Origin of the sequence: Sinomonas gamaensis (assembly GCF_005876955.1) — a bacterium.
Classification (GTDB): domain Bacteria; phylum Actinomycetota; class Actinomycetes; order Actinomycetales; family Micrococcaceae; genus Sinomonas; species Sinomonas gamaensis.
In genome coordinates this window covers 1-12,815 of record NZ_SSCL01000008.1, presented here as the reverse complement: position 1 = coordinate 12,815, position 12,815 = coordinate 1, and the positions used below count along the sequence as shown (strand labels likewise).

Genomic DNA, 12,815 nt, shown 5'->3' with positions numbered 1-12,815 from the left:
ATCAGGGTACGCGGCCCACCGTCAGTCGGGAGGTCCCGGTGAAGGCGATTCCGCCCGGTTCCGCCGCTACCGCTCGGACCGTGATGCTCCCCGGCCTGAGGGCGTGGACCACGCCGTCCTGGTCCACAGTGGCGATGGACGGGTCAGACGACACCCACTCCACCCTCCAGCGCACTTGCACCTGATCAGTCGAGACGGAAGCGCCGTTGTCAAGGATCAGGAAGGCCGCGAGACGCCCCGAAGATCTGACCGCGAGCGAGGCCTCGGCAGGCTCGATGCGAAGGCCAACCGCGACGGGCGCGGTGTCACCCTGGGTCGTGGGTTCTGCTGAGGCCGAGGCCGCCGGAGCGAACGGGCCCCAGGCAGGGGCTCCCGACGCCGAACGCCACAGGAGCACGCACACCGACAGCACGGCCACGACGAGAATGGCCGTGACGCTCAGCGTGATGTACCGCCTCCGAAGCCGGCGCGTCCCTGAAGCAGTTGCCTGCTCGATGTCGGCGGGGTAGCGGTCGGCGAGCGACGCCGCTTCAGCTGCCATGCGGTCGCGAAGATTGTGGTTCATTGCTGGCCGCCGTCCAGCGCCATCTGGTTCGCGAGGCCGAGCCGCTCTGTCACTGCGGGCAAAGTGGAATCGGTGAGACCCGCGATCTCTGCGATGCTGAGATGGCCGAAGTCGTGCAGGACCACCGCGACGCGCTCCTGAAGCGGCAGGGCGTGAAGTGGGTCGAGCGGCGTCTTGGGATGCCTGGGCGCAGGGGGAGCCCACTTCTCGTTGGCCTCGACGAGCTTGACGAACAGGCAGAGCGTGTAAATCCGCAGTTGCGGGGTGACCGGTCCCCGCCACGCCTCAGCGCTCTGGGCAAGCGCGGCCTCGAGGAGGCTCCGTGCCTGCTCGGGATCGCGGCACAGCATCTGGGCGCACAGCTGGAGCTCCCCTCGCTGGTGCTCGAAAACGTCGAAGATGTCACCCCGGCGTTCCTCGAAAGAGCCGCTCAGCTTGATGCCGGGCAACTGGACTTCCCAGTCCCGGAGAGCGGGAATCGCCGCGCCGAGGACCAGGAGCCCGCCCACCCCGATGGGCAGCGAACTGAAGGAGCGCGGGATGAGCCATGCCCCCGCGGCCAGAACCACTCCCAAGAGCGCCGTGACGACGCGTCCCGGCTTGAGGATGTCGCGGAGGTGCCGCTGGGGCAGTTCACACATAGCCAGACGAATTCTACCGCCAACGATTGGACTAAACCATGCGCGAGAAGGGGCGGGCTCGATTCCGAGCCCGCCCCTTTTCGCCCTACGCGACGCTTTCGACGGCGGGCTGGACCGAGAGCGGCCAGCCCACCACCGTCTTGGGGCGCGGCTTGGCGAACGTGCGGACCTTCGACGTCGTCAGCCCGAGCCTCACGAGCGACTCCGCCACGGCGACCGCGGCAGCAACGCCGTCGACCACTGGCACCCCGCAGCGCTCGCCGATCCGGTCCTCGAGCTCCGCCATGCCACCGCAGCCCAGCACAATCACCTCGGCCCGGTCTTCCCGCACCGCCCACTCCGCCTCGGCCACAATGGCCTCGATGGCGCGCTCGGGATCCGCCTCGAGCTCGAGGACCGCCATCCCGGAGGCGCGGACCGAGGCGCAGCGCGCGTCGAGCCCCGCGAGTTTGAGACGGTCCTCGATGAGCGGCACCGTGCGGTCAAGGGTGGTGACCACGGAATACCTGTGGCCGAGGTACATCGCGGTCGCCGCCGCAGCCTCGGTGATGTCGACGACCGGCACGTCGAGCAGTTCCTGCAGCCCCTCCCTGCCATGCTCCCCATAGCCGGCCTGGATCACGGCGTCGAAATCGCCGTCGTACGTCGTCACCGCATCCATGACAGCGATAGCCGCCAGATAGCTCTCGAAGCTCCCCTCGCACGAGTCGGCGCCGAAGCGCGGGGTGATGCCCACGATCTCGGTGTCTGGGAGCGCGGCACGGCGGGCTTGAGCCGCGATGGCGTCCGTCATGGACTGGGTGGTGTTGACGTTGGCGACGAGGATGCGCATGGGATTCTCTCTGCTCAATTCTTCGGGTCGGCTTCAGTGGACGACCGGGACGGCGATCGCCTCGCCGTCGGCGTCGTGGAACTCGCGCTTGCGGTCCGCGACGAGCCAATACGCTGCCGCGCCGAGGCCAGCCCCGAAGAACCAGGCGAATTCGGAGAGCACCGCGAGTGCGGGGACGAAGGCGATGGCGAGGGCGACGGCGGCCGCCGGGAGGAGCGCGGCGATCGCCCGAGGGTTGAAGCCGCGGCGATAGTGGTACTCGCCGTCGGGCTCCTCGGTGTAGAGCTCGCGGACGTTGACCCGGCCGCGGCGGATGAGCCAGTAGTCGGCCATGATGACGCCGAACAGCGGACCGAGCAGCGCCCCGAGGCCGCCGAGGAAGTACACGATCACGGCGGGGTTGTTGTAGAGGTTCCAGGGGAGGATCACGAGGCCGATGACGGCTGACACGATCGCGGCCTTGCGGAAGTTGAGGCGCTTCGGGAACAGGTTGGTGAGGGCGTAGGTCGGGGCGACGAAGTTGGCCATGAGGTTCACGGCGATCGTCAGGACGAGGAGCGCGAGCGAGGCGCCAGCGAGGAGGAACGTGTTCGGAATGGCCTCGACCACGTCCGACGGGGACGTGATGATCCTCCCGTCGATCTTGAACTGGGCGCCGGCCAGGACCACGCTGATCGCGCCGAAGAGGAGCATGTTGACGGGGATCCCCCAGAAGTTGCCCTTGACGATCGAGCCCTTGGACTTCGCCGCGCGCGTGAAGTCGCAGAAGTTGAGGACGAACGTGCCGTAGATCGACACCCAGAGCGCGCCGCCGCCCAGAATGTGGCCCCACATCGCCGGGCCCTCGAGGCTGTTGTCGGTGTGCCACGCGATGGAGAAGCCGGCGCGGGCGAACATCCAGATGGCGAGGGCGAGCATGGTCACCAGGATGATTGGGCCCGCGAAAGCCTCGTACTTGCGGATCATCTCCATCCCGTAGCTCACGATCACGACCTGCACGATCCAGAGACCCACGAAGGCAATCCAGCCGAGCGGGGAGAGCCCGAGGATGCTGCCGTCGTCGAGCGGCTTGAGGCCCGGAGCGAGCGCGATCAGGAGGACACGGAGGACGACGGACGCCAAGTACGTCTGGATGCCGAACCACGCGATGGCAACGCCGCCACGGATGAGCGCCGGGATCTGCGCCCCATGGATGCCGAAGGCGATGCGGCTCATGACCGGGAACGGAACGCCCGTCTTCTGGCCCATGAAACCGGACAGGTTGAGCAGGGCGAAGAGCAGCACGGCACCGATGCCGAGCGCGCCGAGCACCTGCCAACCGCCGAGTCCCAGAGCGAAAAGGCCGATAGCGAAGGCGTAATTGCCGAGGCTGTGAACGTCGTTCGCCCAGAGGGTGAAGATGCTGTACGCGCTCCAGCTGCGGCCCTTGCGCTCAGTCGGGGCAAGGTCGCGGTTGTAGAGGCGGGGGCTGATGGCGATCGGGATCTGCGAGGTGGGGGACGCGGGTGATGCGTCGCGCCCGGAGTGGGCTTGGGCGTTCAGCGGCTGGACGACGGTGTCCTGATTGCTGTTCATGGTTCTCTTTTCGGATCAGTGGTGGCGGCGTGGCCGCTCGTGGGATCCGCTGGCCTGTTGGGGCTGTGAGGCTCAGCTTTCGGCTTTGGCGCCGATGTGCGGAGGGTCTCGGTTGGGTGTGACCGGCCTCTCATCGCTTGGTATACAAGATAGCTCTGGGATACCAAATCTGACAAGAGTTCCGGTGAAGAAAGTTTGGGAAGCTGAAACAGCGCCTTTGGGATACCGGCGTCGTTGGCCGAGGTCGGGTGCCCTGCCGCCGAAATCGGGTGGTGTGGCGCCGAGGTCGGGTGGTGTGGCGCCGAAGTAGGGCCTGGTGGCGCCGAGGTCGGGTGGTGTGGCGCGGAGGTCGGGTGGTGTGGCGCCGAGGTCGGGTGCAGGTGCCCTGCCGCCGAGGTCGGGTGGTGTGGCGCCGAGGTCGGGCCAGTCTGAGGCACGGTAATCATTTCGGCGAGGGCCGCCGTCGGCCCTTGCTCCGGTGAGAAGTCCGACGTCGGCGGGGCGCCACTGCGTCACTAGGGCCGATCTCGGCGTCGGCCGGGCCCGACCTTGGCGTGAGAGGGCCCGACCTCGGCGTCAGCAGGCCTGACTTCGGCGTTGCCAGGCCCGACGTCGGCGCTACCAGGCCCGACCTCGGCGGGGAAGGCGGCGGGGCAGACAGCGGTGCCCCCGGTCAAGGACGACCGGGGGCACCGCGTGGGGGATGGGAAACCTTACTCCGCGGGGATCTGAAGGACCTGACCGGGGAAGATGAGGTTCGGGTTGGCGATGGTGCTCGCGTTGGCGTCGGCCAAGAGCTGCCAGCCGCCCTTGATGCCAAGCTGCTGGGCAATGGCGCTCAGGGTGTCGCCGGACTTGATCGTGTAGGTCTGGCCGGTGACGGGCACCTGCGAGGCGTGGCGCGGGGCAGCCTGCTGGACCGGGGCCTGCTGGACAGGAGCGGCCTTGGGGGCCGGCGCCTTCTGGACGGGTGCGGCCTGGGCGGGCGCAACCTGGACCGGAGTCGGGCTGGCGCCAGCCTTGCCGGAGAGGCCGAGCTTCGCGGAGCAGGCGGGCCATGCGCCCCACCCTTGGCTCGCGAGGACTCGCTCGGCGACGGCGATCTGGGTGTCCTTGGAGGCCTGGTTCGGCATCCCGGTGCCACCGTAGGCCTGCCAGGTGCTCAGGGTGAACTGGAGGCCGCCGTAGTAGCCGTTGCCCGTGTTGATGGCCCAGTTTCCGCCGGACTCGCACTGGGCGATGGCGTCCCAGGTCGAGGTGCTGGCCGCGTTGGCGGCGGGCGCAGCCAGTGCGGCGCCGCCGAGGGCGGCACCGGAGATGGCGGCAAGGGCGAGAGAACGGCGTGCGGCAGTGCTGAAGGTGTTCTTCTTCATGGTTTCTCAGATGCTCGGGACTCCACCGGCACTCATTCCCGTCCAAGGAAGTCTTCGTGCGCCGCCGGCCCCTGACTGATTGAGGTCAGGACGTTGGTGACTGCGCAGACGGCGGCGAACGGTGGATGGCAGCACCCGGCATATGCAGCCGACGGCGCGCGCTGGCGTCGGCGTTGTACCCTCTCGAGGAGTCAGTCCGTTATCGAACCTTGACCTACCCTAGGGTAGAAATCCGCTGTTGCCAAATCGTGACCAAACCTACTCTATGAGACTTCTCACATCGTCGGCGGTAAGCGCTGACGAGAACATGGCATCGTCGTCCATCACCGAGGAGAACAGGGCGGCCTTCTTCTCCTTGAGTTCCATGACCTTCTCCTCGATCGTCCCCCGTGCCACCAGGCGGTACGTCATCACCGCCCGCTGCTGGCCGATGCGGTGCGCGCGGTCCACGGCCTGAGCCTCGGCCGCGGGGTTCCACCAGGGATCGAGAAGGAAGCAGTAGTCGGCCTCGGTGAGGTTGAGGCCGAACCCGCCGGCTTTGAGCGAGATGAGGAAGACCGGTGCGTCGCCTTCCTTGAAGGCCTGGACCACCTGTCCGCGGCGCTTCGTGGACCCGTCCAAGTACACATACGCGATGCCCTCGGCGTCCATGCGAGCGGCCGCCTTTTTGAGGAAGGACGTGAACTGGCTGAACACGAGGGCACGGTGCCCTTCCGCAATGACGTCCGCGAGCTGCTCGAGCAGCACGTCGAGCTTCGCGGGCGGCACGCGATCGAGCGCGGGGTCGACGAGCGCCGGGTCGAGCGCCATGAGGCGCAGGAGCGTGAGCGAGCGGAAGACGATGAACCGGTTCCGGTCAAGGTCCTCGACCAGGCCGAGGACCTTCTCCCGCTCGCGCTGGAGGTACTGGTCGTAGAGGCGCCGGTGCCGGGGAGACAGCTCGACCTCGAGGCGCTGCTCGACCTTCTCGGGGAGCTCGGACGCCACCGCTTCCTTGGTCCGGCGGAGCATGAGGGGCCGGATGCGCCGTCGCAGCCGGGCGAGCTTGCGCTCGTCGCCGTTCTTCTCGATGGGCCGCGCGAAGTCCTGGGAGAACACGTGGGCGGTGGGGAACAGCCCCGGGGCGACGATCGCGAACAGCGACCAGAGCTCCATCAGGTTGTTCTCGAGCGGCGTTCCCGTGAGCGCGAGTTTGAAGGGCGCGTCGAGGTCGCGCGCGTGCTGATGCGCCTTGGTTGCGCGGTTCTTGAGGAACTGCGCCTCGTCCATGACGAGCCCAGCCCACGGAAGCCCGGAATACGCCTCGGCGTCGAGGCGGAAGAGCGCATAGCTGGTGACGACGACGTCCGCGCCCTTGACGCTGTCGGCGAGCGGAACGCCTGCGGCAGCCTGCGTGTCCGAGACCGCGACCGTCTGCAGCGACGGCGCAAAGCGGGCCGCCTCGGAGGCCCAGTTCGGCACCACTGACGTCGGCGCAACGACGAGGAAGGGCGCGGCAGTCCCAGCAGCCGAATCTTCGCTGGCGCGGCGCGCGTGCAGGAACAAGGCGAGGGTCTGCAGGGTCTTGCCGAGCCCCATGTCGTCGGCGAGAACGCCGCCGAGCCCGTGGCGCCAGAGGAACGCGAGCCACTGGAAGCCCTCAAGCTGGTACGGGCGAAGCTCGGCCTCGAGGCCGCGGGGCGCAGCGACGGGGTCGAGAGCCTTCGGGTCGAGGAGCGCCTGCACGGTCTGCCGCCACCGGGGAGGCTCGACCGTCTCGCCCGCGAGCTCCGCGATCTCGTCCCACAGTCCCGCCTGAAACAGACTCAGCTGCGGGGGCTTGGGCGCCCCACCCGGCGCCTGCCATTCGCGCAGTTCGTGCGACTCGTCGATGAGTTCCTTGAGCCGCAGGATCTCCGGGGTGTCGATCCGGAACCACGACTTGTCCGGCAGCATGATCTTGGTCCGCCCCCGCGCGAGCGCCACAAAGATGTCCTGGAACGCGACCTTCCGGCCCTCGACCGTCACCATGAGGCCGAGATCGAACCAATCGCGCTTCTCGCTTTCCACCGCGCTGAGCACGAGCTCCGGGGCCCCGTCGAGCCGCCGGTAGTCCGGCTTCTCGCCGACCAGCACCACCTCGAGCCCCTCGACTTTCGCCAGTTCCGGGAGCGTCCGCTCGACGAAGTCCGCCGTGTCGAGGTCGGCGAGCGTGGCGTCCCCGAGCGAGCGGCCCGCGACCGCGCTGTCCTCGAGCGCCGAGACCGCGCGGCCGACGACGGCTGCCTCCGCCGCCTCGTCCCGCACCTCGTGCTCGCCCCGGCCCGCGTAGAGCGGAAGCTGCCGCACGTCGTCGCCCGTTCTGTATTCCCAGTGCCAGGCGAGCCGAAGCCGATCCTGGGGCGCGAAGGTGGCGGTGAGCACCAGAACCGGCGGCTCGATGGGAGGAAGCTGCACGCTCCCGTCGCTGCTGAGCACGTCAAGGCTGCGTGCGAGGTCAGGATAGAGCTCACCGAAGAAAAGGTCCCGATCGGAGTCGGGGACGTGGATGGGCTCGTGGCGACGCAGAAGGGCGCGCTCCCGGTCGGTCAGGGTGCGGGAGGACGGCGCGAGAACGATCAGCTCGTCCTTGCCGTGGCGAAGCGCGGCGTACGCTCCGTGGTCGCCAATAGGTCCCGCAGACGATGCCGGCACCTCCTCACCGTCGAAGGCGAGGGACGGCGCGACGGTCAGGCCGCCGTCGTCCGCCGCGCGCACGTCCAGACCCACCTCTACTCCGTCCGCGAGGTGGATCTGCACGCTGCTCTTGGACCCCACGAGCTCGATGCCAGCGGTCCTCGCCTCCTGCAGAACGGTCCACCAGAGGGAGCTGTTGAAGTCGTCGACGTAGATCCAGGGGTCGTTCGGGCGCCAGTAGTTGCCGCCATCGGCAAGCTGGAGGGGCTGGACCTGCTGCAGGACGCGAAATTGTGCGGGATCGAAGCTGCCCGCGTAGTCGCGCCGGCCGAAGGTGGACCAGGAGAGGCTACCGCGATTCCAACGCCCCGTGCTGGGATCCTCGCTCACCGGACGGACGCCCAGCTTGATGCCCTCCTGATGCTGCCGGGCGTACACGAGCCCGTACTTCTTCCGCTTGTGCGCATCGAGGTCCCGCAGCTCGAACTGGAGGGCCAGGCGGGTGCGCCGCGTGGAACCGGGCGTGGAGCCCGCGGGGGCGAGGATCTCTGCAAGAGCCATGCGCCACGCGGGCTGCTGGGCCTTCTGTGCCGCAGGGCTAGCGATGCCCATCCGCGCCCGGATGGTCTGCTCGTTGGCCGCGAGGACCGCCGCGAGCATGTGCTTGCAGTCGCTCCCCACCGGGCACGTGCACCACCCGCCCTCGTACAGGTCGCGTCCAGGGGCCTGTCGAATGCGGACGAGGCACTCGTAGGGCTCGGGTTCGCCGCCCTCGACCTCGGCGGTCAGTTCGCTGGCCAGTGGGTTCCAGTCGAAGTTCAGGACGTGGCCCCCGCGGGCGTAGGCCGTGGCGCGGGCGAGCGTCGTCGGGCCCACGGCCTTCACGAGCCCCTGCACATCGACCATCGGCAGGTCCGCGGGGCGCGGCCCGGAACCGTTGGCCGAAGGCTCGTTGCTGGGGGAGAGGGGCACGAGGCCATCCTCCCACGCCCCTCCGACAGCGACGCGGCAGGCCCAGCGCTAGGGGACAGGGATCGCCGCGCCCGACGCCGTCCCGAGCCCGCGCACGGTCCAGCCTGAAGCGCGCCACGCCTCGGCTTCGAGGACGTTCCGTGCATCGACCATGACTGGCCGTGCCACGATCCCGCCCAACTCCTCCGGGTTCAGCGCCCGGTACTCGGCCCATTCGGTCAGGAGCAGCACGAGCTCCGCGCCGCTGCAGGCCGAGCTCACCGAGGGATCGAACTGCAGCTGCGGATAGCGCATCCACGCGTTGTTGATCGCCTTGGGGTCGGTGACCACCACGTGGGCGCCCGCTTGGGCGAGGCGGAGCGCGACGTCGAGCGCAGGGGAGTCGCGGATGTCGTCGGTCTCGGGCTTGAAGGCCGCGCCGAGCACCGTCACGCGCCGGCCGGCCAGGGATCCGCCGCACAGCTCCGCGGCGATCGCGACGACCCGCGCGCGCTGATCCACGTTGATCCGGTCCACGAGGCCCATCCACGCGTCCACTGAATCGACCGACAGCTCCCGGGCCTGCGCCCGGAACGAGCGGATGTCCTTGGGCAGGCACCCGCCGCCGAAGCCGAGGCCGGCGGCGAGGTAGCGCTGCCCGATCCTGGGGTCCAGGCCCATCGCGGTCGAGAGCTGCGTGACATCCGCGCCGGCGGCATCGCACAGCTGGGCCATGGCATTGATGTAGGAGAGCTTCGTGGCGAGGTAGGCGTTCGCGGCCGACTTGATCAGTTCCGCCGTCGCGAAGTTGCACACGATCCTCGGCACCCCGGCATGCAGCAGCGGCGCGTAGACCTCGTCGAGCACGCGGAGCACGATGGCGGCGGCAGCATCGCCGTCGTCCAACCCATACACGAGGCGATCCGGCACCAGGGAGTCCTTGACCGCCGTGCCCTGCCGCAGGAACTCGGGGTTCCACCCGAGCTCGGCGCCCGAGCCGGCGAGCCAGCCCCGCACCCGCTGGACCGTGCCCACGGGCACGGTGGACTTGCCAACGACGACGGAGCCCGCCTTCGCACGGACCGCGAGCGAGCGCGTGGCGGCCTCAAGGTACGTCAGGTCGGCGATCTCGCTCGTCTTCGACTGCGGGGTGCCGACGCACAGGAAGTGCACCTCGCAGGCGGCGACGAGGTCCATGTCGGTCGTGAACCTGAGCCGGCCGGTGACGCGCCCCTCGGCGAGGAGCTCCTCCAGCCCAGGCTCGAAGAACGGCGCGAAGCCGCGGGCGAGATGCGCCACCTTGTCCGCATCGGTGTCGACGCCCACCACTTCGTGGCCCATCGACGCGAGCGTCGCGGCGTGGACGGCACCAAGATAGCCGCAGCCGATGACCGAGATCTTCATGGAGTTCCTTTCCGGGAGGGTCGGTTCAGCGCACCGCAAGGGGAGCGCGTGCGGCGATGACGTCGTCGTAATGGCCTACGAGCTCCGCGCAGATCGAGGACCACGTCCGTCCCTGCACGCTCTGCAGCGCGGCCTCGGCGAACGCGGCTCTCTTCGCGTCGTCGCCGATGAGGTCCTGCACGTAGGAGCGCAGCTCGTTGAGGCTGCCCGGGGTGTAGAGCCAGCCGGTCTTCGAGTTCTCTACGAGGTCGAGCGGGCCGCCGCGCCCCGTCGCGACGACCGGAACGCCCGAGGCCATGGCTTCCTGGATGGTCTGGCAGAACGTCTCGAATTCGCCCGGGTGGACGAACAGATCGAAGCTGGCCATGATGCGCGCCAGGTCCTCGCCGCCCCGGAAGCCGGTGAAGTGGGCGGAGGGAAGCTGGGCCTCGAGCGTGGGGCGCAGCGGGCCGTCGCCCACGATCACCAGCTGCGTGTTGGGCAGGTCGGCGAGCACACGGAGGTCCTCGACCTGCTTCTCGGCAGCGAGCCGGCCCACGTAGCCGATGATCTTCCTCTGCGGGGTGGCGCCCCCCGCCACGGAAGCCCGCCACCCGTCGTCGCGCTTCGTGGGGGTGAACCGCGAGGTGTCCACGCCGCGGCGCCACAGCTCGACGTCGAAGACCCCGTGGCCCCGCAGCTGATTGACGGCGAAGGTCGACGGCGCGAGCGTGCGGTTCGCGAGAAGGTGGATCTTCTCGACGCGCTCCCACGCCCAGTTCTCGAGGAACGGCACGCCGTAGCGGGCGGCGTAGCTGGGGACCTCAGTCTGATACACCGCGACTGTCGGGATGCCGAGGCCGTGGGCCGCTCGGACCGCGCGCCACCCGAGTTCGAAGGGCGAGGCGAGATGGACGACGTCGGGCGCGAACCGCTTGAGGATCCGCCGCACCTTGGGGACCGCGCCGAACGCGACGCGGACGTTCGAATAGCCGGCCATCGGCATCGACGGCAGGCGGTGCACCAGGGCCCCTGACACATATTCCGGGCCCACTGCCGAGTCCCCCGCGGGGGCGATCACGAGGACGTCGTCCCCGCGTTCCTGCAGATGGTCCAGGATCCGCAGGATCGAGTGGACCACTCCGTTCATCTGGGGCAGGAATGATTCGGCGACTATCGCGATCCTCACGGTTTCCACCGTCCGCCGCGCGCCTGACGCGTGGGCGGAGACGGCGTGACGACGAGGGGAAGGGTTGGTTAACGCCGGGCTTCGCCCCTTGCCGTCTCGGGTACGGCTAATTCGCCCCTCAGCCGTTTCGGGTACGCATTAGCTGTACCCGAAAGCCCGTTGGAGGGAGTTATCTGTACCCGAAACGGGTGGCGGCGCGGACCCCGCCGAGTCGGTCCGCGCCGCGGCTGTGGAAAGCCTGCCTTCAATTCTAGAGGCGCAGCGCGTGGTGAAGGTCACAGTCCGAGAACGGATCAGGCGGAAATGCACCGCGTGCGCTCGCCGTTGCCGCCATCATGACCCTTGAGCACACAGAACAGCCCATCACGCCAGACGCCCAGAAGAAGGCCCTCGCCGATCTCTTCACGCCCGTCCAGCTGGGCTCGCTGCGCGTCCCGAACCGCTTCGCGATGGCCCCGATGACGCGCGAATTCTCCCCTGAGGGAACGGTCACCGACGAGGTCATCTCCTACTACGCCCGCCGCGCCGCGGCAGGGGTGGGACTCCTCATCACCGAGGGCGTCTACGTGTCCGAGGACTCCGGGCCGAGCACCCGCGTCCCACGCCTGTTCGGAGAGGCGCAGCTCGCGGGGTGGAAGCGGCTCGTCGACGCCGTCCACGCGCAGGGTGGCCTGATCGTCCCGCAGCTGTGGCACCTCGGGGCCGAGCGAGGGGACCACCCTGACCTCAACCCGCAGCTCCCCACCCTCAGCCCCTCCGGCCTCTCGACCTCGGGCAAGGCACGTGGGCGGGCCGCGACGGCAGCCGAGCTCGAGCGCATTCGGGACGACTTCGCGAAGGCCGCCGTGGCCGCCAAGGAAGCGGGCTTCGACGCCGTCGAGCTCCACGGGGCGCACGGCTACCTCCTCGACCAGTTCCTGTGGGAAGGGACCAACCGCCGAGAGGACCGATACGGCGGTTCCCTCGAGGCGCGTACCCGCTTCCCCGCCGAGGTCGCCGCGGCCGTCCGGGACGCCGTGGGCCCCGACCTCCCCGTGATCTTCCGCTTCTCCCAGTGGAAGTCCGGCGACTACACGGCCCGCATCGCGAAGACCCCTGCCGAGCTCGAGGCCCTCCTCGGTGCGCTCGCCGAGGCCGGCGTGTCAGCCTTCCACGCCTCGACGCGCCGCCACTGGGAGCCCGCGTTCCCGGAGGTCGAGGGCCCCGACGGGCAGCTGGGCCTCGCGGGCTGGTCGAAGAAGGTGACTGGTCTGCCCTCGATCGCCGTTGGCTCCGTGGGCCTCAACCAGGCCTTCCAGGTTGCGTTCCAAGAGGGAGGCCGGGCCGAGACCACCGGCTTCGAGCCCCTTCTCGAGCAGTTCGGCCGAGGGGAGTTCGACCTCATTGCCGTCGGCCGCGTGCTCCTGAGCGATCCGGCTTGGGTGGCGAAGGTCCGGGACGGCCGCTTCGACGAGATCCGGCCCTTCCACGCTGAGGACCGCGCGACGCTCAGCTGATTCCCGCTGCGTTCCTGTCCGGTTGTCACTTGGGCTCAGGACTTCGAAGCAACGCCTGCGATGATTTCGGGGCATGAGCTGAGGAGTCGCATGGAGCGTAGGGAGCTGACCCCTGAGGATCGGCTGATGATCCAGGCCGGGATCGGGAAGCGGAT

Annotated in this window: 9 protein-coding genes; 1 reads left to right on the top strand and 8 read right to left on the bottom strand. The window is 69.0% G+C overall.

All coding sequences use genetic code 11. The features are described from left to right. Position 1 precedes the first annotated feature (1 nt). From E5679_RS11865 to E5679_RS11830, 8 genes are all read right to left on the bottom strand, one after another. Positions 2-565 carry an Ig-like domain-containing protein gene (locus E5679_RS11865; protein WP_138416087.1) on the bottom strand — a complete coding sequence of 188 codons (564 nt, stop codon included), beginning with the start codon at positions 563-565 and terminating at the stop codon, positions 2-4. After that, a complete protein-coding gene (locus E5679_RS11860; protein WP_138416085.1) occupies positions 562-1,206 on the bottom strand; it encodes an RNA polymerase sigma factor in 645 nt (214 codons plus the stop codon). Before E5679_RS11860 ends, E5679_RS11865 begins: the two co-directional genes overlap by 4 nt. 85 nt (positions 1,207-1,291) lie before the next feature. After that, positions 1,292-2,038, bottom strand: a complete 747-nt coding sequence (locus tag E5679_RS11855) for an aspartate/glutamate racemase family protein (RefSeq protein ID WP_138416083.1) — start codon at positions 2,036-2,038, stop codon at positions 1,292-1,294. Between the two features lie 33 nt (positions 2,039-2,071). Further along, complete coding sequence (locus E5679_RS11850; protein WP_138416081.1) at positions 2,072-3,613, bottom strand: NCS1 family nucleobase:cation symporter-1; 1,542 nt, start codon at positions 3,611-3,613, stop codon at positions 2,072-2,074. A 713-nt stretch (positions 3,614-4,326) separates the two neighbouring features. Next, positions 4,327-4,986: a LysM peptidoglycan-binding domain-containing protein gene (locus E5679_RS11845; RefSeq protein WP_138416079.1), complete on the bottom strand. Its 660-nt coding sequence runs from the start codon at positions 4,984-4,986 to the stop codon at positions 4,327-4,329. Between the two features lie 258 nt (positions 4,987-5,244). Beyond that, entirely contained in the window at positions 5,245-8,613 is a 3,369-nt protein-coding gene (locus E5679_RS11840) for a DEAD/DEAH box helicase (RefSeq protein ID WP_138416077.1), read from the bottom strand. Between the two features lie 48 nt (positions 8,614-8,661). Beyond that, positions 8,662-9,996, bottom strand: coding sequence for a UDP-glucose dehydrogenase family protein (locus E5679_RS11835; protein WP_138416075.1), 1,335 nt, complete (start codon positions 9,994-9,996; stop codon positions 8,662-8,664). A gap of 25 nt (positions 9,997-10,021) precedes the next feature. After that, on the bottom strand, positions 10,022-11,164 hold the full coding sequence (locus tag E5679_RS11830) for a glycosyltransferase family 4 protein (RefSeq protein ID WP_138416073.1): 1,143 nt from the start codon (positions 11,162-11,164) through the stop codon (positions 10,022-10,024). 335 nt (positions 11,165-11,499) lie between these two features. Between E5679_RS11830 and E5679_RS11825 the strand changes: the two genes are divergently transcribed. Next, positions 11,500-12,660: an NADH:flavin oxidoreductase gene (locus E5679_RS11825; RefSeq protein ID WP_138416071.1), complete on the top strand. Its 1,161-nt coding sequence runs from the start codon at positions 11,500-11,502 to the stop codon at positions 12,658-12,660. Positions 12,661-12,815: the final 155 nt, after the last annotated feature.